The sequence below is a fragment of the Aurantiacibacter spongiae genome, assembly GCF_003815535.1.
In the GTDB taxonomy this organism is placed as follows: domain Bacteria; phylum Pseudomonadota; class Alphaproteobacteria; order Sphingomonadales; family Sphingomonadaceae; genus Alteraurantiacibacter; species Alteraurantiacibacter spongiae.
This window is the reverse complement of sequence record NZ_RPFZ01000001.1, coordinates 2700021-2724779: the sequence shown is the minus strand read 5'-3', so window position 1 is coordinate 2724779 and position 24759 is coordinate 2700021. Positions and strand designations below refer to the sequence as shown.

The 24759-nt window shown below is 66.8% G+C and carries 26 protein-coding genes and 1 tRNA gene; 3 read left to right on the top strand and 24 right to left on the bottom strand.

Features of this window, described 5'->3' with window-relative positions; genetic code table 11:
- Window positions 1–10 precede the first annotated feature (10 nt).
- Window positions 11–664, top strand: coding sequence for an inner membrane-spanning protein YciB (locus EG799_RS13310; protein WP_123882191.1), 654 nt, complete (start codon window positions 11–13; stop codon window positions 662–664).
- Between the two features lie 204 nt (window positions 665–868).
- Here EG799_RS13310 and EG799_RS13305 read toward each other — a convergent pair whose 3' ends face one another.
- The 10 genes from EG799_RS13305 to EG799_RS13260 form a co-directional block, all read right to left on the bottom strand.
- Window positions 869–2761 carry a potassium transporter Kup gene (locus EG799_RS13305; protein ID WP_123882188.1) on the bottom strand — a complete coding sequence of 631 codons (1893 nt, stop codon included), beginning with the start codon at window positions 2759–2761 and terminating at the stop codon, window positions 869–871.
- A gap of 87 nt (window positions 2762–2848) precedes the next feature.
- On the bottom strand, window positions 2849–3523 hold the full coding sequence (locus EG799_RS13300; protein ID WP_123882185.1) for a tetratricopeptide repeat protein: 675 nt from the start codon (window positions 3521–3523) through the stop codon (window positions 2849–2851).
- The gene (locus EG799_RS13295; RefSeq protein WP_234029163.1) at window positions 3520–3936 is read right to left on the bottom strand and encodes a cytochrome c-type biogenesis protein; all 417 of its coding nucleotides are present in this window, start codon (window positions 3934–3936) and stop codon (window positions 3520–3522) included. Before EG799_RS13295 ends, EG799_RS13300 begins: the two co-directional genes overlap by 4 nt.
- Window positions 3933–4469 (bottom strand): DsbE family thiol:disulfide interchange protein, encoded by a 537-nt coding sequence (locus EG799_RS13290; protein ID WP_123882182.1) that lies wholly within the window; start codon window positions 4467–4469, stop codon window positions 3933–3935. The genes EG799_RS13295 and EG799_RS13290 overlap by 4 nt, the downstream gene beginning before the upstream one ends.
- The gene (locus EG799_RS13285; protein WP_123882179.1) at window positions 4466–6445 is read right to left on the bottom strand and encodes a heme lyase CcmF/NrfE family subunit; all 1980 of its coding nucleotides are present in this window, start codon (window positions 6443–6445) and stop codon (window positions 4466–4468) included. The genes EG799_RS13290 and EG799_RS13285 overlap by 4 nt, the downstream gene beginning before the upstream one ends.
- Window positions 6442–6903: a cytochrome c maturation protein CcmE gene (gene ccmE, locus EG799_RS13280; protein WP_123882176.1), complete on the bottom strand. Its 462-nt coding sequence runs from the start codon at window positions 6901–6903 to the stop codon at window positions 6442–6444. The genes EG799_RS13285 and ccmE overlap by 4 nt, the downstream gene beginning before the upstream one ends.
- Window positions 6900–7040: a hypothetical protein gene (locus EG799_RS13275; RefSeq protein ID WP_181950900.1), complete on the bottom strand. Its 141-nt coding sequence runs from the start codon at window positions 7038–7040 to the stop codon at window positions 6900–6902. Before EG799_RS13275 ends, ccmE begins: the two co-directional genes overlap by 4 nt.
- Window positions 7040–7768, bottom strand: a complete 729-nt coding sequence (gene ccmC, locus EG799_RS13270; RefSeq protein WP_123882173.1) for a heme ABC transporter permease CcmC — start codon at window positions 7766–7768, stop codon at window positions 7040–7042. The genes EG799_RS13275 and ccmC overlap by 1 nt, the downstream gene beginning before the upstream one ends.
- 125 nt (window positions 7769–7893) lie before the next feature.
- Window positions 7894–8958, bottom strand: coding sequence for a Glu/Leu/Phe/Val family dehydrogenase (locus tag EG799_RS13265; protein ID WP_123882170.1), 1065 nt, complete (start codon window positions 8956–8958; stop codon window positions 7894–7896).
- 50 nt (window positions 8959–9008) lie between these two features.
- Window positions 9009–9085: transfer RNA gene (locus EG799_RS13260), tRNA-His, on the bottom strand.
- A gap of 197 nt (window positions 9086–9282) precedes the next feature.
- Between EG799_RS13260 and EG799_RS13255 the strand changes: the two genes are divergently transcribed.
- Window positions 9283–9915, top strand: a complete 633-nt coding sequence (locus tag EG799_RS13255; protein WP_123882167.1) for a prolyl hydroxylase family protein — start codon at window positions 9283–9285, stop codon at window positions 9913–9915.
- A 65-nt stretch (window positions 9916–9980) separates the two neighbouring features.
- Here the strand turns inward: EG799_RS13255 and rpmE are convergent, their stop codons facing one another.
- From rpmE to pyrH, 10 genes are all read right to left on the bottom strand, one after another.
- Complete coding sequence (gene rpmE / locus EG799_RS13250; protein ID WP_123882164.1) at window positions 9981–10214, bottom strand: 50S ribosomal protein L31; 234 nt, start codon at window positions 10212–10214, stop codon at window positions 9981–9983.
- 96 nt (window positions 10215–10310) lie between these two features.
- Window positions 10311–10754 carry a 3-hydroxyacyl-ACP dehydratase FabZ gene (gene fabZ, locus EG799_RS13245; protein WP_123882161.1) on the bottom strand — a complete coding sequence of 148 codons (444 nt, stop codon included), beginning with the start codon at window positions 10752–10754 and terminating at the stop codon, window positions 10311–10313.
- Window positions 10755–10774: 20 nt separating this feature from the next.
- The gene (locus tag EG799_RS13240; RefSeq protein ID WP_123882158.1) at window positions 10775–11449 is read right to left on the bottom strand and encodes an OmpH family outer membrane protein; all 675 of its coding nucleotides are present in this window, start codon (window positions 11447–11449) and stop codon (window positions 10775–10777) included.
- Complete coding sequence (bamA, locus tag EG799_RS13235) at window positions 11449–14184, bottom strand: outer membrane protein assembly factor BamA (RefSeq protein WP_234029162.1); 2736 nt, start codon at window positions 14182–14184, stop codon at window positions 11449–11451. The genes EG799_RS13240 and bamA overlap by 1 nt, the downstream gene beginning before the upstream one ends.
- A 197-nt stretch (window positions 14185–14381) precedes the next feature.
- A complete protein-coding gene (rseP, locus tag EG799_RS13230; RefSeq protein WP_234029161.1) occupies window positions 14382–15485 on the bottom strand; it encodes an RIP metalloprotease RseP in 1104 nt (367 codons plus the stop codon).
- A gap of 1 nt (window position 15486) precedes the next feature.
- Window positions 15487–16641 carry a 1-deoxy-D-xylulose-5-phosphate reductoisomerase gene (gene dxr / locus EG799_RS13225; RefSeq protein WP_123882152.1) on the bottom strand — a complete coding sequence of 385 codons (1155 nt, stop codon included), beginning with the start codon at window positions 16639–16641 and terminating at the stop codon, window positions 15487–15489.
- Window positions 16638–17423, bottom strand: coding sequence for a phosphatidate cytidylyltransferase (locus tag EG799_RS13220; RefSeq protein WP_234029160.1), 786 nt, complete (start codon window positions 17421–17423; stop codon window positions 16638–16640). The genes dxr and EG799_RS13220 overlap by 4 nt, the downstream gene beginning before the upstream one ends.
- The gene (gene uppS / locus EG799_RS13215) at window positions 17413–18093 is read right to left on the bottom strand and encodes a polyprenyl diphosphate synthase (RefSeq protein ID WP_123882149.1); all 681 of its coding nucleotides are present in this window, start codon (window positions 18091–18093) and stop codon (window positions 17413–17415) included. The genes EG799_RS13220 and uppS overlap by 11 nt, the downstream gene beginning before the upstream one ends.
- Before the next feature lie 93 nt (window positions 18094–18186).
- Window positions 18187–18744 carry a ribosome recycling factor gene (gene frr, locus EG799_RS13210; RefSeq protein WP_123882146.1) on the bottom strand — a complete coding sequence of 186 codons (558 nt, stop codon included), beginning with the start codon at window positions 18742–18744 and terminating at the stop codon, window positions 18187–18189.
- 4 nt (window positions 18745–18748) lie between these two features.
- Window positions 18749–19468 carry a UMP kinase gene (pyrH, locus tag EG799_RS13205; RefSeq protein WP_123882143.1) on the bottom strand — a complete coding sequence of 240 codons (720 nt, stop codon included), beginning with the start codon at window positions 19466–19468 and terminating at the stop codon, window positions 18749–18751.
- 130 nt (window positions 19469–19598) lie between these two features.
- Between pyrH and EG799_RS13200 the strand changes: the two genes are divergently transcribed.
- Window positions 19599–20537, top strand: coding sequence for a metallophosphoesterase (locus EG799_RS13200; RefSeq protein ID WP_123882140.1), 939 nt, complete (start codon window positions 19599–19601; stop codon window positions 20535–20537).
- Window positions 20538–20652: 115 nt separating this feature from the next.
- Here the strand turns inward: EG799_RS13200 and tsf are convergent, their stop codons facing one another.
- The 4 genes from tsf to EG799_RS13180 all read right to left on the bottom strand — a co-directional run bounded on the left by tsf (window position 20653) and on the right by EG799_RS13180 (window position 24628).
- Window positions 20653–21579 (bottom strand): translation elongation factor Ts, encoded by a 927-nt coding sequence (tsf, locus tag EG799_RS13195; protein WP_123882137.1) that lies wholly within the window; start codon window positions 21577–21579, stop codon window positions 20653–20655.
- Between the two features lie 110 nt (window positions 21580–21689).
- Window positions 21690–22484, bottom strand: coding sequence for a 30S ribosomal protein S2 (gene rpsB / locus EG799_RS13190; protein ID WP_123882134.1), 795 nt, complete (start codon window positions 22482–22484; stop codon window positions 21690–21692).
- Between the two features lie 510 nt (window positions 22485–22994).
- Window positions 22995–23879 (bottom strand): CDP-alcohol phosphatidyltransferase family protein, encoded by an 885-nt coding sequence (locus EG799_RS13185; protein ID WP_123882131.1) that lies wholly within the window; start codon window positions 23877–23879, stop codon window positions 22995–22997.
- A complete protein-coding gene (locus EG799_RS13180) occupies window positions 23876–24628 on the bottom strand; it encodes a phosphatidylserine decarboxylase (protein WP_123882128.1) in 753 nt (250 codons plus the stop codon). Before EG799_RS13180 ends, EG799_RS13185 begins: the two co-directional genes overlap by 4 nt.
- Window positions 24629–24759: the final 131 nt, after the last annotated feature.

Genomic DNA, 24759 nt, shown 5'->3' with positions numbered 1-24759 from the left:
GGGGGATGCCATGACAAGCGAAGCACCCGCCAGGCGCGGATCCGGCTGGCTCAACGTGGCGGTCGATTACGGGCCGCTGCTCGTTTTCTTCCTCGTCTATCGCTGGTATTCGCCCGACAACGCCGCCGAGGATACGCCGGGCGAGATCTTCGCCGTCATTCGCGGCACCGGCGCGTTCATCGTCGCCTCGCTGATAGCGCTGGGCATCAGCAAGTGGCGGCTGGGCAAGGTCAGCCCGATGCTGTGGCTGTCCACGGCGATGATCGTCGGCTTCGGCGCGCTGACGATATATTTCCAGGATGAACGCTTCATCCAGTGGAAGCCGAGCATCGTCTACGCGCTGTTCGCCGTGGTCCTGCTGGCGGGCTATGCGCGGGGCAAGAGCTTGCTCAAGGTGCTTCTGGAAACCGCGTTCGAAGGGCTGGACGATAGCGGCTGGCTCAAGCTGTCGCGCAACTGGGGCGTGTTCTTCATCGCCCTGTGCGCGCTCAACACCGTGCTGATCTACGTCGTCAGCTTCGAGACCTGGCTCGGCATGAAGCTGTGGCTGTTCCTCCCGCTGACCTTCCTGTTCACCTTCACCCAGGTGCCCATGCTCATGCGGCACGGGCTGGCGGTGGAGGAGAAGGAGGAGGTCGTCGAGGATACCCCGCCGCCGGGGTGAGGCCGGTCTTGCCTACACCCCTGCGCAACCTTCAGGGCGGGGCGCATCATGCCGTACGGAAACGCCCCTCGTTCGCAATTCGCTCGCGCAGGGTGTCAACTTCGCATCCGGCATGGAAACCGGCGGAGGTGCGAGGCACTCGCCCGGCGCGGACGCATGACACGGTGTCAACTTCGCCAATTTCGGACGAAACGCCCGCCCCCGTCAGATTTCGACCTGGCTGCCCAGCTCCACCACGCGGTTGGTCGGCAGGCGGAAGAATTCCATCGGCGTCGCGGAATTGCGCATCATCCAGGCGAACAGCTTTTCGCGCCATACCGCCATGCCCGGCTTGTCCGCCGTCAGCAGTGTCTGGCGGCTGAGGAAGAAACTGGTCTTCATCATGTCGAACGGACCGCCGCACATCTCGCGCTTCTTGAGCGCGGTGGGCACGTCGGTCTCCTCCATGAAGCCGTAATGCAGGATGACGCGGTAGAACCCGTCATTGAGCGATTCGATCTCCACCCGGCTTTCCGGGTCGACATAGGGGATGTCGGCGATCTGCACGGTCAGCACGATCACCCGTTCGTGCAGCACCTTGTTGTGCTTGATGTTGTGAAGCAGCGCCGACGGCGTGCCGTGGCTGCCCGAATTCATGAAGATCGCCGTGCCCGGAACGCGCGCGGTGCTGGTGCGGGCGGACTTGGCGAAGATGTCGAGCGGCAGGCCCGCCTCCGTCATGCGCGCGCGCATCAGGCGGCGGCCCTTGGCCCAGGTCGTCAGCAGGGTGAAGGCGATCGCGCCCACCAGCAGCGGAAACCACCCGCCATCGGGTATCTTGACGAGGTTCGCCGCGAAATACGCGCCGTCCACGATCAGGAACAGCAGCACCACCGGGGCGGCGACCCACCACCGCCACTTCCACACGCCCACCAGCAGCACCGCCATCAGCAGCGTGTCGATCGTCACCGCGCCCGTCACCGCGATACCGTAGGCGGCGGCGAGGTTGGAGGACGTGCGGAAGGTCAGCACCAGCACGATCACCGCGATCATCAGCGCCCAGTTGATCGAGGGAATGTAGATCTGGCCCGAATGTTCGTCGGAGGTGTGGCGGATCGACAGGCGCGGAATGTAGCCGAGCTGGATCGCCTGGTGGGTGACGGAAAACGCGCCGGATATCACCGCCTGGCTGGCGATGAAGGTCGCCGCCGTCGCCAGGAACACCAGCGGCAGGCGCCAGGTTTCGGGCGCGAGGTAGAAGAACGGGTTGTTGATCGCCTCCTCCGCGCTCGCATCGCCCAGCCCCAGGATCATCGCGCCCTGACCGAAATAGTTGATGAGCAGGCAGGGCATGACGAAGCCGAACCAGCTGAGGCGCATCGGCCCGCGACCGAAATGGCCCATGTCGGAATAGAGCGCCTCCGCCCCCGTCACCGCCAGCACCACGCTGCCGAGCGCGAGGAAGGCGTAGAGCTTGTCGACGAGGAAGAACTGCACCGCGTAGTACGGATTGATGGCCCAGAGGATTTGCGGGGTGTTCACCAGTTGCACGATGCCCAGCCCCGCCAGCACCACGAAATAGACGATCATCACCGGGGCGAACAGCGCGCCGACCTTGGCCGTCCCGCGCTTTTGCAGGACGAACAGGCCGATCAGCAGCACGAGCGCGATGGGGATGACGAGATTGTCGAGCCGGTGGTTGACCACCGTCAATCCCTCCACCGCCGAGAGCACGGAAATGGCAGGCGTTATCATCGAATCGCCGTAGAACAGCGATGTCGCGAACACGCCCAGCAGGACGATCAGCCAGCCATAGCGCGACCGGCTCATGTTGCGGTTGAGCAGCGCGAGCAGCGCGAGGCTGCCGCCCTGCCCCTTGTTGTCCGCGCGCATCAGGATGGAGACGTACTGGATCGCCACCACCAGCGTCATCGACCAGAAGATCAGGCTGACCACGCCCAGCACGTGAACGTCGTCGATCGGCAGGCGGTGGGTGCCGCGAAACGTCTCGCGAAAGGCGTAGAGCGGCGAGGTGCCGATATCGCCAAATACGATGCCCACGGCCGCGGCGGCGAGTTTCAGCTTCGCGTTGTCGCGATCAGTGCCGACTGCGCTCATCGAAGGAAGATGCCCTTTGCGTTCCGTCAGAAAGTGGCGGAAGCGCGCCCGATAGCAGCGCGGCGCGGTGCCCGCAACACGCCTGCCCTAGGGCGCCTGGTCCGCAATCGGCGTACCGGCTCGACCGCCGGGCGCGCCGGTCGCATCGAGCAGCGCGGCCAGCCGCTCGACCTGGAGTTCCAGCAGCGCCCTGCCCTTCGCGTCGGCGGGCCCGCTGGCAAGCGTCGCGCGCCACACCTCGGCCGCTTCCGCGGGCCGTCCGCTGCGAATCAGCGCGAGCCCGATGAAATAGCCAGGCGCGAGATGCTCGGGCTTCAGCGCCGCAGCGCGGCGATAGGCGTAGAGCGCGGATGGCGTCAGCACGCCGCCGGCATGTTCGAGCAGGGCGTTGCCCTGCGCCAGCCACGCCTCGAAATCGCGCGGATCGTTTTGCAGGATGCCCGCGAGGAGGTGCGAGGCATCGACATACCGCCCGCGCCGCGCCATCGCGTCCGCCGTGACCAGCAGCGGGGCGGAGGATTGCTCGGGGAGGTCGATCAGCTCGCGCCGCGTTTCCACCACGTCGAACAGCACCGGGTCGGACCCGTCGCCCGAAGCGGTGGGAGACGCCGGCAGCCCGGGCCGCGCCTGCATCGCGTAACCCGCAAGCCCGAACACCAGCGCCGCGCCCAGCGTCGTCCACGCGCCGCGCGGCAGCTTGAGCACGAAGGCCGCGACCGCGAAGGCGATGGCGGCCAGGGCGACGACCGGAAGCCACGTCATTCGCCGCGCCTCGCGCCCATGCGCCGCCAGACGATCAGCCCGCTCAGCACCAGCAGCAGCACCGGTAGCGCGAACAGCGGCCAGGTTGTCGCGGCGAGGCGCGGCTCGTAGCTGATGTAGTCGCCATAACGCGCCACCATCCACTCGCGGATATGGTCCGGCGATTCGCCGGCGGCGATGCGGGTGCGGACCTGGTGTCGCATGTCCCCGGCCATCGCCGCATCGCTGTCGGCGATGGACTGGCTCTGGCAGGTGAGGCAGCGCAGCGTTTCCATCAGCTCGCGCGCCTCGCGCTCCTGCGCCGGATCGGCGAGTTCGGTGTAGGCGTAGGGCGCGGGCGGCAGGTTTCCCTGCGCCGCGAGCGGTTCGGCAAGAAGCGCGAGCGCGGTCAGGAGACAGATCCGGAAGGTCACGCCCCCGCCTTTCGCAATTCCTCCAGCAGCACCGGTATGTCGCGATCCATGATCGGGCCGATATGCTGGTAGGTAATGGTGCCGGCGCCGTCGATTACGAAGGTTTCGGGCACGCCCGAGGAACCGAGCGACAATTGCACTTCCGAAATGTCGTCGCGTCCGATGCGGGTGAAGGGGTTGCCGTAATTGCCGAGAAAGCGAGCGACGCTGTCCGGCTTGTCGCGGATCGCGACCGCGACGATGGGCACGCCCTCGCGTTCGAGCGCCGCAAGCTGCGGGGCCTCGGCGGCGCACGGGACGCACCAGCTGGCGAAGACGTTGAGCAGGCGCGGCGTGCCGTCGGCAAGGTCCGTGCTGGCAAGGCCGGGACGGCTGTCGACCATGGCCGGCAGGTCGAAGGCGGGCATGGGCTTGCCGATCATGGCGCTCTCGACGAAATCGTTCCTGGGCCGGGACAGTTGCAGGCCGAACAGCGCGAACACGCTCAGCGCGACCGCGACCAGCAACCACAGGCTCCAGCGCAATCGCCTCACGCCGCCAGCTCGCGCAGTTCGGCGCGTCGTTCGCCGATCCGGCGGACCTTCTCTCGCCGGCGGATGTCGCCCGCCACGCGCCCGGTCAGCGCCAGCACGCCGCCCAGCGCGATCAGCAATCCGCCGAGCCAGATGAAGGTGACGAACGGCTTCCACCACAGGCGCAGCTGCCAGCGGCCGGCCTCGCCCCCGCTGTCGCCCTGGCCCTGGGCCTCGTTCCCGATGGCGACGTAGAGTTGGCCGTTCCAGCGCGTCACGAGCGCGACCTCGCTGGTTTCTTGGGGCGGCGCCCAGAAACTGCGCGACTGCGGTTGCGCCAGCTGGGCATCGCCCCCCCGGTAGCGCACGTGCATGCGCGCCTGCATCGCCGTCCAGTTCGGGCCGGCGACCGGGGCGATGCCGTCGAGCGTCGCGGTCCACGGTCCGACCTCCACCGTGTCGCCCACGCCCGCGGCGACCAGCCGCTCCTGCTGGAAGGCGGTATCGGACGCCATGCCGAACAGCGCCACCCCCATGCCCAGATGGGCGAGCACCATGCCCCAGACGGGCAGCGGCGTGCGGGTCAGTCGCCGACCCCGCAGGGGCAGGATGCTGGCCACCGCGACCGCCGCCGCCGTGGCGAGGCCCAGCAGCGGCAGGATGGCAATGCCGCCGACGAGCCAAACGGCGATCAGTACCGCCAGCCCGATCCCGGCAACGATCAGCATCGGCAAGCGGATACGCGCGAACTCGTCGCGTCGCCAGCGCAGCAGTGGGCCGACGCACAGCACCGCCAGCATGGGCAGGAGGAAGATCGCGCTGACCGGGTTGAAGTAGGGCGGCCCCACCGAAACGCGCACCCCGAACGCCTCGGTCAGCAGCGGGTAGAGCGTGCCGACAAGGACGATCCCGAGGATGGCGGACAGCGCGACGTTGTTCACCACCAGCGCGCCCTCTCGGCTCAGCGGCGCGAAGCGCTTTCCTTCCGCGATATGACCGGCGCGAAGGGCGAACACGACCAGCGCGCCGCCGATATAGATCGTCAGCAGCGCGAGGATGAAGCTCCCTCGCTCCGGATCGACGGCGAAGGCGTGAACGCTGGTGAGAATGCCCGAACGGACCAGGAAGGTGCCGATCATGCTCATCGAGAAGGCGACGACGCCGAGCATGATGGTCCACACCCGCAGCGCGTCGCGTGCGGCGAGGACGCTGGCCGAATGGAGCAGCGCGGTCGCCGCCAGCCAGGGCATGAGCGCAGCATTCTCCACCGGATCCCAGAACCACCAGCCGCCCCAGCCCAGTTCGTAATAGGCCCAGTAGCTGCCCGCCGTGATGCCGAGGGTCAGGAATATCCAGGCGCCCAGCACCCAGGGCCGCATGACGCGGGCGAAATCGGGCGTCACCGCGCGGGTCAGCAGCGCCCCGACGGCGAAGCTGAAGGCGACCGACACCCCGACATAGCCGACATAGAGCGTGGGCGGGTGGAACGCCATTCCCGGATCCTGCAACAGCGGGTTCATGCCGTTGCCCTGCGCGGGCGGCTGCGCCAGCCGCTCGAACGGGTTGGAGCTGAGCAGGAGGAAGGCATAGAAGCCCAGCGCCACGAAGCCTTGCGCCCCGAGCGTCGCCAGCATGGTGCGTTCGGGCAGGCGGCGCTCGATGATCGCGATCAGACCGCCGGCGAGCGCCATGACGGTGATCCACAGCAGCATCGAGCCCTCGTGATTGCCCCAAGCGCCCGTGACCTTGTAGATGAACGGCTTCATCGAATGCGAATTGGCCGCGACCAGCTTCACCGACAGGTCGGTGACGGCGAAGACGTAGATCAGCGCCAGGAAAGCCACGACGCACAGCCCGCCCTGCAACACCGCCACGGGCCGCACGAGCGCTGCGATCGGCGCCTCGGGATCGCGCGCACCGGCCCAGCCGGCAGCGAGTTGCAGCAAGGCGAGCGCGGCGGCCAGCCACAGCGCGGCAAGTCCGATCTCGGCCATCACTCGAGCGTCGCCTGCACGTCTTCGCGGACCTGCGCCGTGGTCATCCCCTCAAGCTCGCGGGGCATGTAGGTCTCGTCATGCTTGGCGAGGAGATTGTCGGCGACGAACGTGCCGTCCGTACCCAACTTGCCTTCGGCGACGACGCCGGAGCCTTCGACGAACAGGCTCGGAACGATTCCGGTATAGGTGACGGGAACCTTTGCCGCGCCGTCCTCCACGATGAAATTCACGGTCACGCCATCGGATGCGGTGCGAAGGGAGCCTTTCTCCACCATGCCGCCCAGCCGGATCGCCTGCGAGGGCGGCGGCGGCGCGGCGGCGATGTCGGCCGGAACGTAGAAATAGCTCGCCTGGCTGCGCAGCGCCCACGCCGCGAGCAGCCCCGCCCCGATCAGCGCGACGAGCGCCACCGCCAGCAGGACGAGCCGCTGATGTTTGGGCTTCAGGCGCGAGGTCATCGGCCCCGCGCCCGGTCGCGGCGCCGCTCCGCCGCGCGCATGTCCCACCAGCTTTGCGCAACGAGTGCCAGCGTGCCGATTACGGCGATGGCGTAGGCGGCATAGACGAACGCCATCTGGTCCATCGTCTCGCGCATCAGGCCAGTTCCGCCTGCATCGCCCGGCGGCGCAGACGCGCGTCGGCCTGCACGCTTGCCAGGATCGCGCGCATCCGCACCAGCACGACACCGCCGAACAGCAGCGAGAACCCGAGCGTGGCGGCGAGCAGCGGCCACAGGAAGACAGGATCGATCGCGCTCTCCCCCATGGTGATGCTGGGGGGCTGGTGCAGCGAGTTCCACCACACGACCGAACGGTTGATGATGGGCACGTTCACCGCACCCACGAGACCGAAGATCGCGGCAATGCGGCTCGACTGCCCTTCCCGCGCGAGCGAGGTCGAGAGGGCGATGTAGCCGAAATAGAGGAACAGCAGGACGAGCATGGAGGTCAGCCGCCCGTCCCACACCCACCATGTGCCCCAGGTCGGACGGCCCCAGATGGAGCCGGTAACGAGGCAGATGGCGGTGAACACCGCGCCGGGAACCGCGCTCGCCCGCGCGGCGATGGCCGCGAGCGGATGCCGCCAGACCAGTTCGATCAGGCTGGCGATGGCGATGGCGGTCCACCCGCCCATGCCGAGCCAGGCGGCCGGCACGTGGACGAACAGGATCCGCACGGTGTCACCCATCAGCCGATCTGGCGGCACCGCGACGAAGCCCCACACCAGCGCCGCCCCGGCCAGCAGCAGGCCGGCAACCAGCAGCAGCGGCGACAGCCAGCGGGCAATGGTCAGGAATCGGGCGGGGTTTGCAAAACCGTGCATGGTATAGAGGCGATCTAGCTAATGCGCGCAGCATCCTTGGCAGGTGCGGAACCGCGCGACAAGTACGGCTTTCGCCGATCGCGGATCGCACGGGCGCGAGCCGGCCCCTCGCCCCGGTGCGAACCCTATCTTCCGCGCCCGATCAGTTCCTGCGCCATCGCATCGGCGACCTCGTTCGAGGGCACGTCGCTCGCCTCGCTCTGTTCCCAGATGGCGTCGAGACGACCGGGAATCTGCGCGATCCGCTTCCTGACCTCGTTGATGTCGCAGGGCGTGCCGTCGCGCCGGCACAGATATTCGAGACTGACATTGATGATGCCGCCGGCATTGATGACGTAGTCGGGTGCGTAGAGAATGCCGCGAGCGTGCAATTGCCGACCGTGTTCGGGCCGGGCCAGCTGGTTGTTCGCGCCGCCCGCGACGATCCGGCAATCGAGCCTGGCGATCCCCGCGTCGTCGAGCACCGCGCCCAGCGCGTTGGGACTGAACACGTCGCACGGCGTCCCCATGATCTGATCGGCGTGAACGGCCTTCGCGCCCAGCTCCTCGGCCAGCGCCTGCGCACGCGCCTCGTCGATGTCGGACAGCGTCAGCCGCGCTCCGTCCTTGGCGAGCAACCGCGCGACGCCGCCGCCGACCGAGCCGCAGCCCTGGATCGCGACGCGCACGCCCTGCATCGAATCCTTGTCCAGCTTGTGCGCGACGGCGGCCTTGATGCCGTGATAGATGCCCATGGCCGTGAACGGGCCCGGATCGCCGCCGGCATCGCCTTCCTGCGCCGGCAGACCGCAGACGTGATCGGTGCGCTCGGCGATCGTCACCATGTCCGACTCGCTCGCGCCGACGTCCTCCGCGGTCACGTAGCGGCCGTCCATCGCCTGCACCGCGTCGCCGAAGGCGTGAAGCATGTCGCGCGTCTTGGTGCCGTCCTTGTCGAGCACGACGACGGCCTTGCCCCCGCCCATCGGCAGGCCGGCCATCGCATTCTTGTAGCTCATCCCGCGCGACAGCCGCAGCGCGTCGCGCATCGCGCCTTCGGGTTCGGCGTAATGCCAGAAGCGGGTGCCGCCAGCACCGGGGCCCAGATGGGTGGAATGCAGCGCGATGATCGCAGTCAGGCCGGAGTCGCGATCGTGGACGACGTCCACCTTCTCGTGCTCGTCCCAGTCGGGAAGGGTCCAGAGTGCCATTCGTACTACCTTCGCGCTCAAGCGTTTCGGGGGCAGCGTTCTGGAAGAAATGGGGCGATCGACGGGGTTCGAACCCGCGACCTCCGGTACCACAAACCGGCGCTCTAACCAACTGAGCTACGATCGCCACATGCCAGACACGCAGTCTTGATGCGCGAGGGCACTTAGGGGTCTGCGCCGACCGGTCAAGCGACATGTGGCGCGGGCGCTGGCCTGTTGCACAAACGGCCCTGCCTGCAAAGCGAAAAGTATGTCGCCGTCGCGTTTGCGCAAGATTGTTACAGGGGTCTTGCGGCGGGTCGTTCTCCCTCTACCACTCGCAGCATGGCGAATCCCGGACAGACCACGCCCGCCCTCCTGTTGCAGCACCCCGGGATGCGCCGTGTCCCCACGCCCCGGCTCACGCTGCTCGATTGTCCGCGCTTCCTGCCGCCGGACCTGTGCGCCGATCTGATCGCCCTCATCGACAGGGATCGCCGGCCCTCGACCATAGCCGATGCCAATGGCGACGACTCTTTCCGCACCAGCGAAACCTGCGACCTCGACCCGGCGCAGCCCGCCGTGCGCGATCTAGAGGGACGCCTGTTCGCGCTCAACCGGATCGACCCCGCGCACGGCGAACCGGTACAGGGGCAGCGCTACGCCGTGGGGCAGGAGTTCAAGAACCACACCGATTATTTCGAGCCGCAGGGGGTCGACTTCCACAAGTATTGCGGCGTCGCCGGGCAGCGGACGTGGACCTTCATGATCTACCTGAACGACGTGGCGGCCGGTGGCGGCACCCGGTTCAAGGTCATCAAGAAGACCGTTCAGCCGGAAACGGGCAAGCTGCTGTGCTGGGACAACCACCGGGAGGATGCAAGCCTCAACCCCGCGACGCTGCATCACGGCATGAAGGTGCGCAAGGGTGTCAAATACGTCATCACGAAATGGTATCGCGAACGCCCCTGGGGCTAGGCCGCAAACGAAAAGGGCGGCCCCCGCAAGGACCGCCCCTTCGTGTCTTTCGCCAGCGGGAAGGCTCAGCCCTTCTTGCCGCCCAGCTTGATACCGCCGAACCGCTTGTTGAACTGCGCGACGCGGCCGCCCTGGTCGACCTGGCGCTGCCCGCCGGTCCATGCCGGGTGGCTGGTGGGGTCGATGTCGAGCGTCAGCGTGTCGCCCTCGCTGCCCCAGGTGGAGCGCGTCTGGAATTCGGTGCCATCGGTCATCTTGACGGTGATGGTGTGATAATCGGGATGCGTTTCGGCCTTCATGGCAAGTCTCCGTAGCCCCGGATCGGTTCCGACCGGTCCAGCTGTGGTGGGAAAGCGCAGCGCCTTAGGGGCAATGCGCGGGTTTGGCAAGGTCGCCTAGCTATCCGCGATCATCGCGGTAATGCCGACCTCGCACGTCACCTTCCCCTCGACGCTCGCCTTGCAGGCGAACTTGCAGATCTTGGAGCGCTGCTGGACGAATTCGCTTTCCAGTTCGAGCAGGCAGCCCGGCTCCACCGGAGCGCGGAACTTGGCGCTCTCTATGGCCATGAAATAGACGAGCTTGCCCGTCCCCGCCAGATCGAGCGTCTCGATGCCGAGGATACCCGACGCCTGCGCCAGAGCCTCTATCTGCAAGACGCCGGGCATGATCGGACGACCCGGGAAATGGCCCTGGAAGAACTGTTCGTTCATCGTCACGGCCTTGATGGCCCTGATCCGCTTACCCTTTTCCAGCTCGGCGACCCGATCGACCAGCAAGAGCGGATAGCGATGGGGCAGCGCCTCGAGAACGCGCGCGATATCGTACGGTTCGCTCATGGCCCTGCCCCTCGCCTGTCTTAGCGGCCCGAGGTGGCGGGCTGCTGCGTCTGCGTCTGCGCCTGCTGCTGCGCCTGCTGCATCTGCGCCATCAGCAACACCTGCTGCACCTGCTGGAACAGGCCCACGGCGGCCTCGCTCGGCTGGTAACCGGCGGGCGGCGTGATCTGCACCGACGGCACGCGGGTGTTGAGCGCCTGCACGACGGCGGGCGTGAGGTTGGCGGCTTCGGGAGCATAGACGATCGCATCGGGGGTCAGTACAATCTGCACGTTCTGCGCCGATACGACCTGTTGCAGCGCGGGCGCGTATTGCTGCGCGACCTGCTGCACCACGTAGATGCGCGCCAGGTTGATCGGACGCTGGATCTGCTGGATTTCCTGGTCGATCGCCTGGACCTGCTGCACCGTCGCCTGCGGCGCGGCATTGGCCTCGTCCTCGCTCAGCTGCCCGTCGCCGTTGGTGTCGAGCTGCTGGACCAGCTGGGTGCGCTGCTGCTGGCGCTGTTCCACCGTCGTGCGCTGCGCCTGATACTGCGTCGCGATCTGCTGATAGCCGGTCTGGAACGCCTGCGACCCGACCACCGCGATGGGCAGGTCGGAGGTGCCGATGCCGTTGACCTGGGCCGAGGCGGGAGCGGCAGTGGCCGTGGTGGCGAGACCGGCGGCAAGCGCGATCTTGGTAAGGCTTTTCATCAGAATTGGGTTCCTACGTTGAATGAGAAGGTCTTCGTTTCATCGCCGCGCTCCTTCAGCAGCGCCGTGGCGATGTCGATTCGGAACGGTCCGAAAGGCGAATTCCAGTTGATACCGATGCCAACCGAAACGCGAGGTGAAGGCGTGTCGCCGACGAATTCCTCGGTGAACGGCGGCAGGCGCCGGCCGATGGGGGTGTTCTCGGTGCCGGTCGGGCTGATCGGGTTGGTCGTGAGAATATTGTCGATGACCTGGCCGTCGTCTCCCAGCACAGCCTGCGAATAGAGCGCGTTGCCGTCGCCGTCGCGCTGCGGAATGAACAGGCCGTCGGGCAGCGGGCTTTGCACCAGCGTCGGGTCGGTCACGCCGAAGACGGAGCCGACATCGACGAACACCGAGGGGCGGATGCCCAGTTCGCGTGCGCCCGAGCCGAGCGGAATCTCGACCTCGCCGCGAGCGAGGTAATAGGCGCGCCCGCCCAGCGCATCGTCCTGGTTCTCCTTCGCGTCGAGCGGGAAGAGAACCTGGTTGCCGTCCTCGTCGGTGGTGTAGAAGCGCCGCACCACGCGCGGGCCGACGCCGCGGATGTCGAAGCCGCGCATCTGCCCCTCGCCGAGGAAGAACCGGTCGGTCAGCAGCACGCTGTCGGAATTGGGGCCGCGGTCGTTGAGACCGTGGATGTAACCGCCCTCGAAAGAAAGCGAACCGATGAAGCCCGCCCCGAGGGACCAGAAACGCTGTGCGTTCACGCGCCCGCGCAGATATTTCGTATCGCCCCCCAGGCCGGCGAAATCGACGCCGATGGTCGCCTGCGTCCCGCTGGTCGGGCGGACCCGGCTGTTGAGCGTGCTGTAATTAAGGTTGAGGCCGAGGATCGACTGCAACCGGTTGCCCAGCGCATCGCACAGATAGCGCCCGGCGATCAGCGGCTCGCACTGCGCAACCCCGTCGCCATCGAAATCGGCGAAGAAGCGCGCTTCGTCCACGCTTACCTGCTGGTAGTTGAGCGTATAGCGCGCGAGCAGGCTCATATATTCGGTCAGCGGCACGCCGGTGCGCAGCGCCAGGCCCGTCGTGGTCTGCTCGTAGGTCGCGCTGTCGCGGTCGAAATAGCCGTTGTTGTAGTCCTGCCGGTAGATGTCGAAGCCGGCGGCGATGTCGCGGTCGAACAGCTTGGGTTCGGTGAAGCTGATGTTCGCCGACTTGGAATAGCGCGAATAGTTGACGCCCAGCCCGATCGTCTGGCCGCGCCCGCGGAAGTTGTTCTGCCGGATCGAGCCATTGAATATGAAGCTTTCGAGGCTGGAGAACCCCGCCGATAGCGACAGTTCGCCGGTCGGGTTCTCCTGCACGTTGGCCTGCAGGATCACGCGGTCGGGCGTGCTGCCCTCGACCTGCTCGATCTCGAAGTTTTCCTGGAAATAGCCCAGCGAATTGATGCGTGCCGTCGAACGGCGCACCTGCAGCGAGCTGAACGCATCGCCTTCTGCCAGGCGGAATTCGCGGCGGATGACCTTGTCCTGCGTCAGCGTGTTGCCGTTGATGTCGATAGACTCGATATAGACGCGCGGCGCATCGGCGACGGTGAAGGTCACGTCCATCGTCAGCGTTTCGGGATTGCGCGAGATGCGCGGGCGCACGTCGGCGAAGGCGTAGCCGAAGGTGCCGGCCGTCTCGGTCAGCCCCTCGACGATGTCATCCACCTTTTCCGCATCGTACCAGTCGCCTTCCTCGATCGAGAGCTGCGAGCTGAGCACGTCGCTGTCGAAATCGCGCAACTGGCTTTCGACCTGGACGTCCCCGAACTTGTAGCGCTCACCCTCCTCGACGACATAGGTGATGATGAAGTCGCGCTTGTCGGGCGTCAGCTCGGCCACGGCGGATACCACGCGGAAATCGGCATAGCCCTGCGTCAGGTAGAACTGGCGCAGCTTCTGCTGGTCGAAGGCCAGGCGGTCGGGATCGTAGCTGGTGTTGGAGCTGAAGATGGCGAGCAGGCTGGCCTCGCGCGTCAGCATCTCGTCCTTCAGGTCGCCGTCCGAAAACACCTCGTTGCCGATGATGTTGATCTGGCGGACCTTGGACTTCGGCCCCTCGGAAATCTCGAAGATCACGTCGACGCGGTTCTGGTCGAGCTGGACCATCTGCGGTTCGACCGTCGCGGCGAAGCGGCCCTGCCGCTTGTACAGCTCGATGATGCGGGCGACATCGGCACGCACCCGGCTGCGGGTGAAGATCTGGCGCGGGGCGAGGTTGATCTCGGGCAGGATCTTGTCGTTGTCGATCCGGCGATTGCCCTCCAGGATCACCCGGTTGATGATCGGGTTCTCGACCACGGTGATGACGACGTTGCCGTCATTGTTCTCGATCCGGTAATCGGCGAACAGTTCGGTATTGGCGAGGTCGATCAGCGCCTGGTCGGCGGCGGCGGCGGTGTAGACCTGACCGGGTCGCAGGCTGATGTAGCTGATGATGGTTTCCGGCTCCAGCCGCTGCGCGCCGGCGACGGCGATGGTGCGGATGACGTCGCCCTGCACCCGCGGCTGCTGCGTTTGCGGTTGCGCCCCGGCGGGCGCCTGCGTCGGCGCGGGTGTGGGGGTCGGCGTAGGCTGGGTGGCGGGTTGTGCGCCGGACTGATCCGCCGCGCCGCCCGTGTCCTGCGCGGATGCCGCGATCGGCAGCCCTGCCAGCATCGAACAGCCCAGCAGGGCCACCGCGTAATGGCGTGAAGTCATCGTCCTGGCCTTGGAACCCATCATCCGTCCACTCTTGTCGAACCCGCGCCCAAGCGGAGCAATCCAATGGCAAGCCAGCCCCCGCACGGCCTCCCGTTCACCACGCTCCCGACGCAAAGCGCGCCCCTGCCCGATGCCATGTCGGCAATCAAGCCAAGCCGCCCATATTTTGCTGGAAGCGCCTTATCCTTCCCCGCCTAACTGCCGAAGATCGGCAGGCTGGCGATATCGATGATCGTCACGAACAGCATCAGTGCCAGCACGAACGCCATGCCGGTCCTGAAGGCCCATTCCTGACTGCGCGGACTGGCCGGCTTTCGACGGACCGCCTCGGCCGCGTAGAAAGCCAGATGCCCGCCGTCGAGCGCCGGAATTGGCAGCAGGTTAATGAATGCCAAGTTAATCGAGATCAGCGCCGCGAAGCTGACGAAAGACTGCCATCCCAGGCTTAGCTGCTCGCCCGAAAACTTGGCGATCTTGATCGGTCCGCCAAGCTCCTCCACTGAGCGGCGACCCGAGACGATCTGCCAGATTCCGGTGACCATCATGTCGAGGATGTCGCCGGTCTGGCGCACGGCCAGCCCGACCGATTCCAGCGGCCCCACGGGCACCATGTCGCGGGTGGTGGACCCGATGCCGATCCGTCCGACATGGAAGGAATTGCCGAACCTGTCCTGCTCCTCGTAGCCGGGTATGGTGAAGTCGAAATCGAGCAGCCGCCCCCCCCGCTCCACCGTCATCGCGATCGGCTCGTCCGGATAGGGGGCGACGAGCGGCGTCACGTCGCCGAAATCCTCGATCCGGTGTCCGTTCACCGACACGATGCGGTCGCCAACGTCAATTCCCGCCGCGCCTGCCGCGCCCTCCTCCATCAGCACCTCCACCACCGGCGGCGTGGTCGCCCGGCCATAGGCGAGGTTGAAGCTGGCGAGGATGGCGATGGCGACGAGGAAGTTGGTGACCGGGCCCGCCGCCACGATCAGCGCGCGCTGCCACAGCGGCCTGGCCTGGAAATGATCCTCCTCAACCGGAGCGTCGGGATCGGGTATGCTGGCGGGGTTCATGTCGCCGCGAAACTGCACGTATCCGCCGAACGGCAGCGCCGAGAGCTTCCAGCGCGTGCCGCGACGGTCGGTAAATCCCGCCAGTTCCTTGCCGAACCCGACGCTGAACGCATCGGCGCCCACGCCGAACCATCTCCCGACCAGATAGTGCCCCAGTTCGTGCAGCACGACGAGCGGCCCCAGCATCAGCAGGAAGCCCAGGATCATCATCCACACGGGCACGGAATCGAAGGTCATGTCAGGCCGGCTCCAGCAGCGTCCCCGCGCGCGCCCGCGCCTCGGCATCGACGGCGAGCACGTCGTCGAGAGACCGGGGCGCAGGCGGCGCGTAACTGTCGAGGGTTCTGGACGATATTGCCGAAATTTGCGTGAACTTGACCTGACCGGCGAGGAAAGCGGCCACCGCGACCTCGTTCGCGGCGTTGAGCACGGCGGGCGCCGCGCCGCCCGCCCGGGCCGCGTCTCGCGCGATGCGGGTGGCGGGAAACCGATCCTCGTTCGGGGCGAAGAAGCTCAGCTCGCCCACCCCGGCCAGATCGAGCGGCTCGCACGGCGTATCCATGCGTTCAGGCCAGGCGAGCGCCGAGGCGATGGGTACGCGCATGTCGGACGGGCCGAGCTGCGCCAGTGTCGAGCCGTCGCGATACTCGACCATCGAATGGATGACGCTCTGCGGATGCACGACGATGCGCAGCCGGTCCAGCCCGACCGGGAACAGGTGATGCGCCTCGATGAACTCGAGCCCCTTGTTCATCATCGTGGCGGAATCGACGCTGATCTTAGCGCCCATGTCCCAGTTGGGATGCGCGACGGCCTGTGCGGGTGTCGCCGCCTCGAGCTCGGACTGCGATTTCGTCCGGAACGGGCCGCCGCTCGCGGTCAGCGTGATCCACCGCACGTCCTCCGTCCGGCCGCCCGACAGGCACTGGAATATCGCGTTGTGCTCCGAATCGACCGGCAGCAGGGTCGTTCCATGCTCGGCGACCTTCGCCGTCATCACCCCGCCCGCGGAAACCAGCGCTTCCTTGTTGGCGAGCGCCACGGTGCGCCCCTGCTCTATCGCGCGCATGGTCGGCGCGAGGCCGGCGCAGCCGACGATGGCGGCCATGGTGACATCGACGGGCCGCGCCGCCGCATCGCACAGGGCCGCGGGGCCGCCTTCCGCCGCGATACCGCTGCCGGCGAGCGCCTCGCGCAAGTCCGGCAGGCATGCCGCATCGCCGACCACCGCGATCTCGGCACCGAATTCGCGCGCCAGCTTCGCAAGTTTCGCGGCGCTGCAATTGGCCGACAGGGCGACCACGCGCCAGTCGTCCCGATGGCGGCGCACCAGGTCGAGGGTGGAATCGCCGATCGAACCGGTCGCGCCGAGAATGGAAATCGTGCGGGTCACAACTCCGTCGCTTGTACCAGCGCCCCCATGAACACGAAACCCAGCACGCAGGACACCGCGATCAGGCCATCCACCCGGTCGAGAATGCCGCCGTGGCCGGGGATGAGCGAGCCCGAATCCTTCACGTGCGCCTTGCGCTTCATCCAGCTTTCGAGAAAGTCGCCCGCCTGCGCCACGATGGCGACAAGCGCGCCGAGCACGACGGCCTGCGCCACCGGCACGTCGAGCCGGTCGAACCCGGCGAACAGCGCCAGCACCAGCCCCGCGCTGACCATGCCGCCGCCCAGCCCGGCCCAGGTCTTGGACGGGCTTATGGCGGGCGCGATCTTCGGGCCGCCGATCGTGCGCCCGGCGAAATAGGCACCGGTATCGGTGGCGATCACGCTGGCGATCATGGCCACCAGCGGGCCGCCCAGCCGCTTGCCGCCGGCCGCGCCCGCGACCGCGTCGTTGCCGAGCGCGCCGATCACGAACGCGGCATAGCCGATATAGGCGAGACCGAGCATGACGCCGATCAGCCTGGCGAGGGGCCGGTCGGTCATGCGCCACATGATCGCGGTCCATTCGTACAACGCCCACAGTCCCAGCAGCAGCGCGAAACCGCTCCAGATCCAGCCGCCGATCCACAGCGCCGCCCCGCTCACCGCCAGCATGACCGCCGCGCTCGCCGCGCGCTTGGGCAGGTCGCTCGTGCGGATCGAGATGGGAACGGTGGCGTAGCGTTTCGCCCGCGCCTTGAGCCGGTCGCGCTTGCGGGGCTTGCCCGATTGCTCAGCGTCCACCGTAACGCCTTTCCCGCCGCGCGAACTCCTCGCACGCCGCGCGCAGATGGCCCTCGTCGAAGTCGGGCCACAGGACATCGGTGAAGATCATCTCGGCATAGGCCGCCTGCCACAGCAGGAAATTCGACAGCCGCACCTCTCCGCTGGTGCGGATGACGAGGTCGAGCGGCGGCAGGGCGGCGGTGTCGAGGTGGCGCTCTATGGCCTGCGGCGTGATCTCGCCCGCCGCCGCCGCAGCCCGCGCCGCGCGGGCGATTTCCTGCTGCGATCCGTAATTGAGCGCGACCGCGAGTATCCGGTTCCCGCCGCTGGTGCGCTCCAGCGCATCCTCCAGCATGGCGACGATATCCGGGGCGAAGGCGCGGTAGTCGCCGATGATCGCCAGCCTGACGCGCGCCTCGATCAGTTCGTCGAGGTTCGTCTCGATGAACCGCCGCATGAGGTTCATCAGATCGGCGATTTCGTCCTTTTCCCGCTTCCAGTTTTCCGAACTGAAGGCGTAGAGCGTCAGACATTCCAGCTCGAGCGTTTCCGCCGCCTTCACCGTGCGGCGCACGGCCTCCCCGCCCTGCCTGTGGCCGAGCGCGCGGGGCAGGTGCCGTTTCTTGGCCCAGCGACCGTTGCCGTCCATTATGATGGCGACGTGGCGGGGGAAACCGTCCTCAGCCATCGCGCGATACCCGTGTGCCCCCCACGCCGCACGAGCGCGGGACAGCGATGTCTCGACTGCGCCCTGCAAGAGCGGATCGAGGGCTACGCGGCGTCACTGGGTGAGGATTTCCTGGATCTTCTTCTCCACCGCCGTGTCCGTCTCGGCGACGTGGGCATCGGTCATCTTCTGGACCTCGTCCTCCAGTCGCTTGCGTTCGTCCTCGGAGATTTCCTTCTTCTTCTCGTCTTCCTTCAGGGCCTCGTTCGCGTCGCGCCGCACATTGCGGATGGCGATCTTCGCGTTCTCGCCATAGGTGCCGGCGAGCTTGGCGAGTTCCTTGCGCCGCTCCTCGTTCAGGTCGGGCATGGGCAGGCGGATGGTCTGCCCGTCGCTCATCGGGTTGAGGCCCAGATTGGCCTTGGATATGCCCTTCTCCACGGCGTTGACATTGGCCTTGTCCCACACCTGCACGCTCAGCATCCGGGCCTCGGGCGCGGAGACGGTGGCGACCTGGTTCAGCGGCATCATGGCGCCGTACACCTCGACCACGACGGGATCGAGCAGCGCGGTGTTGGCGCGGCCGGTGCGCAGACCCGACAGGTCGCCCTTCAGGCTCTCCACCGCACCGTCCATGCGCCGCTCCACGTCGGCCTTGTCGTATTTCGCCATCGTTTCAGTCCTTCTTCACTATCGTCTGCACGCCCTCGCCCGCCAGCACGCGCGCGACGTTGCCCTTCTCGCGAATGGAGAACACCACGAGCGGGATGTCGTTGTCGCGGCACAGCGCCACGGCGGAAGCGTCCATGACCTTGAGATTGTCCGCGAGCACCTGGTCGTAACTCACGGTATCGTAACGGGTTGCGCTCGCGTTGCGCTTGGGATCGGAATCATAGACCCCGTCGACGCTGGTGCCCTTCAGCAGCGCGTCGCAACGCATTTCCGCCGCGCGCAGGGCCGCACCGCTATCGGTCGTGAAATAGGGCGCGCCCACGCCGGCGGCGAAGATCACGATGCGCCCCTTCTGCAGGTGCCGCTCCGCCCGCCGGCGGATCACCGGTTCGCATACCTGATCCATCTGGATGGCGCTCTGCACGCGGGTGTCGACGCCGATCTGTTCGAGCGCGCTCTGCATCGCGAGGGCGTTCATGACCGTCGCCAGCATTCCCATGTAGTCGGCCTGCGCCCGGTCCATGCCCTGCGCGGCGCCCGCCATTCCGCGAAAGATGTTGCCGCCGCCGATGACGAGGCAGATTTCCAGCCCCGTCTCGCGCGCCGCCTTCACCTCTTCGGCCAGCCGCATGACATAGGCCGGATCGATGCCGAAGCCCGCTTCCCCCATCAGCACTTCGCCCGACAATTTCAGCAGGATACGCTTGGCGGCGGGCAACAGCATGTGCGGGCGGTGACCTCTCGATTGGCTTTGCGCGCTCTCTATAGGGCGCATCGCGCACTGCCAAGTGGCGGTGGGCGCTAATTGCGCGACCCGGGCTTGCGCGGATCGATCAACCGGGCCAGCACGCGGCATGACCGCCCTTCTTCGCCGGTGGCGCTGGATCGCCGCGTTCCTGTTCGTCGCCCTGGCGATGCTGGCGACGAAGGCCTGGCACGATACCCTGGCCGAGCCGCGGGTCCGCCGCCTCACCATCGCCGTGCCGGGCCTGCCGCGCCCCGTCACCGCGGCCGTCCTCGCCGATATCCACGTGGCCGGCCCCGACATGCCGCCCTCCCGGCTGGAGCGGATCGTCGCGCAGGTGAACGCGCTCGGTCCCGATATCGTCCTGATCGCCGGCGACCTCGTCAGCGAGAAACGGGTGGCGACGCATGGCTTCACCGCGTCCGAGATCGTTGTCCCACTGGCCGCGCTCGACGCGCCGCTGGGAACGGTCGCGGTGCCGTGCAATCACGATCACTGGTTCGACTGGCCGGCCCTCGAACGCGAGCTTCACCAAGCCGGTATCCGCACCTTGCAGAACGAGGCGACGCAGATCGGCCCGCTCGCGCTGGGCGGCGTGGACGATGCCTTTACACGGCGCGACGACCTGCCGCTGGTGCTGCAACGGATGGCGCCCCTGCGCGGCGGGCGGCTGATCCTGACGCACAGCCCCGACATCTTTCCGCAGGTGCCGGGCACCGTACCGTTGGTGCTGGCCGGCCATACCCATTGCGGACAGATACGCCTGCCGCTGGTCGGCGCGCTCGCCACCATGTCGCAATATGGCGCCCGCTTCGCCTGCGGCGTGACGCGCGAAAGCGGACGCACCATCGTTACCGGCGCGGGTCTGGGAACGAGCCTGCTGCCGGTACGCTTCGGCACCCGGCCGGAAATCTGGCTGGTGACGATGGTGCCGCGCCGGACCGGCAGGTTCGGGCTTTCCTACACGCCTCCCGCTAGGACACGGGAAGCCCAGTTCTTTCCCATCGTCGGTTCCCCGCTTCGTGCGCGAAGAAAATTTTTGTCCTGACGGAGTGTCAACTTTGCCAAGGCGGAAAATCCCATTATTTCAGGTGGATAGCAAAACGGCGAAGTTGACACTGTCAACTTCGCCGCCTCGTTTGCCATCCTGTTTGGAAAGGCGATCAGCCGCCGGCAGCGGCCTTCACCTCGGCAGCGAAATCGCTTTCTTCCTTCTCGATGCCCTCGCCCAGCTGGAAGCGGACATAATCCACCAGCTCGACCTTGGCGCCGACATCCTTGGCCGCGCCTTCGAGAACTTGCGCCACCGGCGTCTTGTTGTCGATCATGTAGACCTGGCTCAGCAGCGCGTTCTCCTTGGCGTATTTGGCGATCGCGCCGTCCACCATCTTTTCCTGAACGGCCTCGGGCTTGCCGCTCTCGGCAGCCTTTTCGCGGGCGATGGCACGCTCGCGCTCGATCACGGCGGGGTCGAGCTGCTCGGCGGTCAGCGCCTGCGGGAATGCGGCGGCGATGTGCATGCCCAGGAACTTGCCCAGCTCGGCCAGCTTGTCCTTGTCGCCTTCGCTTTCCAGCGCGACCAGCACACCGATCTTGCCGAGGTCGGAGGCGACGGCGTTATGCACGTAAGGCACGATCACGCCGTCCTTGACCGAAACGGTCTTCATCCGGCGCACCTGCTGGTTCTCGCCGATCGTCGCGATGTTGTCGGTCAGCTTTTCGCCCACGGTGCCGCCGCCCGGATAATCCGCACCCTTGAGCGCCTCGACGTCGTCGCCGCCGGCGTCCAGCGCGGCCTGCGTGGTGTTGCGGACGAAGTCCTGGAACTTGTCGTTCTTGGCGACGAAGTCGGTTTCGGAGTTCACCTCCACGGCGACGCCCTTCGTGCCCTCGACCGCCACGCCGACCAGACCTTCGGCGGCGGTGCGGCTTGACTTCTTCTGCGCGGTGGCAAGACCCTTCGCGCGCAGCGCGTCGACCGCGGCCTCGATATCGCCACTCGATTCCTCGAGCGCCTTCTTGGCGTCCATCATGCCCGCGCCGGTCTTTTCGCGCAGGGCCTTCACGTCAGCTACGGAGAATGCAGCCATGTCGTTGTTCCTCTTGAATGAAATGGGGGCGCCGGCCCGCATGGTGTCGCGGGCCGGCGCATTGATCGGTGAATATGACGCGGCGGTTACGGTTCCGCCGTCCGCTGCGATCAGGCGTCGGCCGTGGCCTCGCTCGCCTGCTGCTCGGCCGGCGCCTGCGCGGCGGCGGCCTCGGCGGGCGGCGCTTCCATCGAGCCGATGTCGCCCGAATCGGCAACGTTCGCGTCCGAGCCGGTCCGAGCGGCCTGGCTGACCGCGTCGCAATACAGGCGGACGGCACGGCTGGCGTCGTCATTGCCCGGGATCGGGAAGGCGATACCGGTCGGATCGACATTGGTATCGAGCACCGCGATCACCGGGATGCCGAGCGTTTCGGCTTCCTTGATCGCCAGGTCTTCCTTGTTGGCGTCGATCACGAACATCACATCGGGAATGCCGCCCATGTCGCGAATACCGCCCAGCGACAGCTCCAGCTTGTCGCGCTTGCGGGTCAGCTGGAGCACTTCCTTCTTGGTCAGAAGGCTGGTGTCGCCGGCGAGCTGTTCTTCCAGATTCTTGAGTTCGCGGATCGAACCGGAAATCGTCTTCCAGTTGGTGAGCATCCCGCCCAGCCAGCGATGGTTGACGAAGTGCTGGCCGCAGGCGCGCGCGGCCTCCGCAATGGGTTCCTGCGCCTGCCGCTTGGTGCCGACGAACAGCACCTTGCCGCCGGCCCGCACGGTGGAGCTGACGAAGTCCAGCGCGCGCGCGAACAGCGGCACGGTCTGCGACAGGTCGATGATATGAACGCCGTTGCGGCTGCCGAAGATATACGGCTTCATCCGCGGATTCCAGCGGTGGGTCTGGTGGCCGAAATGCGCGCCGGCCTCGATCAATTGCTGCATGGTGACGGTAGGGGCCGCCATAGGTAATTCCTTTCCGGTTGTGCCTCTGGACAGCGGGGAACCGACAGGCTGACCTGGTCAGCTATCGGCACCGGTATGTAATGCCATCCATGTGAATTTGCCCGAAATGCCCGTATTCCCGCGAGTCGCGAGACGGAACCTTTCCGGCAGCGGGCGCTTTAGCTCGAAGCGAAGGGAAAATCCACCCCGGATGGGGATCACAAGAAGCAGGTCGGGCCAACCGCCGAACTTCGCTTGACAGGATGGAACAAATTGAGAACAAGGGGGTGGAACAGAGCCGGAACACGGTTCGCGCAGATGCAGGAAGGTTGACGATCATGTTCACGGCAGTCGCACTCTCGCTGGCTCTCGGGTCGATGGCCGCCCTGGCCGTTGCCTCGCTATTCGTCTCTCTTCGGCGTGGCGTCGCGCAGTATCGGTCCATCCGACGCGAATTGCACCGGCCGCGCAGGGCGGCGATCCGCCCCGCCGCGGTTCGCATACGGCGTGAGAGCGAGGCTTTCTCCCGGCTTATTCCGGCTGCGGCGTAACGGGTTCGCCTCGCGCGTGCCGGTGTCGCCGCACGCGGGCGTACCGCACCATGCCCACCGGGACGAGCGCCAGGTAGACGGCGCAGACCAGGATCAGCGTCCACCAGGGTTCTATCAGCATGGCCGCGATCACGATGGCGCCGATGGCGATGGCCGCGATCTTCAGGCTTTCGGGCGGCCGCATCGACTTCCAGCTGAGCGTCGCGAGGTTGGATATCATCAGGAAGGCGACCACGAACGTCCAGACGCCGACCAGCCAGGGGGAGCGGAAAATCGCTTCTCCGGTCGCCAGCCACAGATACATCGGCAGGAAGGCCAGCCCCGCCCCGACCGGGGCCGGAACGCCCGTGAGGAAGCCGGCGGACTTGTGCGGCTGGTCCTCCAGATCGATCCGCGCGTTGAACCGGGCGAGCCGCAGCGCGCAGGTAATCGCGAAAGCGAGCGAGGCGAACCACCCGATGCGCGGCAGATCCTGGAGGGACCACATGAACAGGATGAGCGCGGGCGCCATGCCGAAGCTGAGCGAATCGGCGAGGCTGTCCAACTCCGCCCCGAAGCGCGACTGCGCCTTCAAGAGCCGGGCGATACGCCCGTCCATGCCATCGAGCACGCCGGCGAAGATGATGGCGAACAGGCTCATGTGCCAGATGCCGTCCACGGCGAAGCGGATTCCGGTCAGCCCCGAACACAGGGCCGCCGCGGTGATCGCGCTCGGCAAGACGGCCCGCATCGACAGTCCGCGGCCCGACCGCGAGCGCGTGACGATCTCGTCCTCGCTCGCCTTGGGACCGAGCCAGGCCGGTTCGGCAGGCGCGGGAGCGCGGCCTTCGCCGCTGTCGAGATCGAATTCGTCGTCGCGGTTCATTGGCGCACCCCTTCCAGAAGGCCGGTCACGCCAAGGTCCGCGAGCACCGTCTCGCCGGCGACGACGCGCTGGCCAACCAGCACGCGCGCATCGGTCCCGGCGGGTAGATATACGTCGACCCGGCTGCCGAAGCGGATCAGGCCGACCCGCTGCCCGGCGGCGACGATGTCACCCGGCTTCACGAAGGGCACGATCCGCCGCGCCACAAGCCCGGCGATCTGCGTCATGCCGATGCCCACGCCATCCGCCCGCTCGATCAGCAGATGCTGGCGCTCGTTCTCCTCGCTCGCCTTGTCGAGATCGGCATTGAGAAAACGGCCCGGGATGTAAACGATACGGCGCACCGTGCCCGCCACCGGAGAACGATTGATATGGACGTCGAACACCGACATGAAGATGGAGATGCGCGTCACCGGTTCGACGCCCAGCCCGCGCCCGCGGTCTCCGTCGTCGCGCTGCATTTCGGGTGGCGGCGGAACCTGCGCGATAAGGGATATCTGCCCGTCGGCGGGGGAGACGACCTGGTTCTCTCCCTGGGGAACCACCCGTTCCGGGTCGCGGAAGAAGGCAAACACGCCGATCGAGGCCATCAGCAACGGCCAGCCGACGATTTCCCAGTCGAGCCCCCAGAGAACGACGAGGGCGATGAACACCGCGGCGATGCCGAACTTGCGCCCTTCGGGGTGGATCGGGGGCAGCCCCCATTCCGCGTCGCCGCGTCCGCGATTGTCTCTGAGTTCTCCGGCCATCGGCCCTCGATAGGCGGACGCTGGGCACGGGACAAGTCGCCAGCTTCCGGCTTCGTGGAAATCGACACTTGCGGGCGAACGACGAAACGCTAGGCCCTAGTTGCCGCCCGGTGGAAATACACGAGAGGAAG

Bases quoted from the DNA above. Each gene is read 5' to 3' on its own strand.
- EG799_RS13310 (WP_123882191.1), top strand. From the start codon at position 11: ATGACAAGCGAAGCACCCGCCAGGCGCGGATCCGGCTGGCTCAACGTG.
- EG799_RS13305 (WP_123882188.1), bottom strand. From the start codon at position 2,761: ATGAGCGCAGTCGGCACTGATCGCGACAACGCGAAGCTGAAACTCGCC.
- EG799_RS13300 (WP_123882185.1), bottom strand. From the start codon at position 3,523: ATGACGTGGCTTCCGGTCGTCGCCCTGGCCGCCATCGCCTTCGCGGTC.
- ccmE (WP_123882176.1), bottom strand. From the start codon at position 6,903: ATGACCTCGCGCCTGAAGCCCAAACATCAGCGGCTCGTCCTGCTGGCG.
- EG799_RS13275 (WP_181950900.1), bottom strand. From the start codon at position 7,040: ATGCGCGAGACGATGGACCAGATGGCGTTCGTCTATGCCGCCTACGCC.
- ccmC (WP_123882173.1), bottom strand. From the start codon at position 7,768: ATGCACGGTTTTGCAAACCCCGCCCGATTCCTGACCATTGCCCGCTGG.
- EG799_RS13265 (WP_123882170.1), bottom strand. From the start codon at position 8,958: ATGGCACTCTGGACCCTTCCCGACTGGGACGAGCACGAGAAGGTGGAC.
- EG799_RS13255 (WP_123882167.1), top strand. From the start codon at position 9,283: ATGGCGAATCCCGGACAGACCACGCCCGCCCTCCTGTTGCAGCACCCC.
- rpmE (WP_123882164.1), bottom strand. From the start codon at position 10,214: ATGAAGGCCGAAACGCATCCCGATTATCACACCATCACCGTCAAGATG.
- fabZ (WP_123882161.1), bottom strand. From the start codon at position 10,754: ATGAGCGAACCGTACGATATCGCGCGCGTTCTCGAGGCGCTGCCCCAT.
- EG799_RS13240 (WP_123882158.1), bottom strand. From the start codon at position 11,449: ATGAAAAGCCTTACCAAGATCGCGCTTGCCGCCGGTCTCGCCACCACG.
- bamA (WP_234029162.1), bottom strand. From the start codon at position 14,184: ATGACTTCACGCCATTACGCGGTGGCCCTGCTGGGCTGTTCGATGCTG.
- rseP (WP_234029161.1), bottom strand. From the start codon at position 15,485: ATGACCTTCGATTCCGTGCCCGTGTGGATGATGATCCTGGGCTTCCTG.
- uppS (WP_123882149.1), bottom strand. From the start codon at position 18,093: ATGGCTGAGGACGGTTTCCCCCGCCACGTCGCCATCATAATGGACGGC.
- frr (WP_123882146.1), bottom strand. From the start codon at position 18,744: ATGGCGAAATACGACAAGGCCGACGTGGAGCGGCGCATGGACGGTGCG.
- pyrH (WP_123882143.1), bottom strand. From the start codon at position 19,468: ATGCTGTTGCCCGCCGCCAAGCGTATCCTGCTGAAATTGTCGGGCGAA.
- EG799_RS13200 (WP_123882140.1), top strand. From the start codon at position 19,599: ATGACCGCCCTTCTTCGCCGGTGGCGCTGGATCGCCGCGTTCCTGTTC.
- tsf (WP_123882137.1), bottom strand. From the start codon at position 21,579: ATGGCTGCATTCTCCGTAGCTGACGTGAAGGCCCTGCGCGAAAAGACC.
- rpsB (WP_123882134.1), bottom strand. From the start codon at position 22,484: ATGGCGGCCCCTACCGTCACCATGCAGCAATTGATCGAGGCCGGCGCG.
- EG799_RS13185 (WP_123882131.1), bottom strand. From the start codon at position 23,879: ATGAACCGCGACGACGAATTCGATCTCGACAGCGGCGAAGGCCGCGCT.
- EG799_RS13180 (WP_123882128.1), bottom strand. From the start codon at position 24,628: ATGGCCGGAGAACTCAGAGACAATCGCGGACGCGGCGACGCGGAATGG.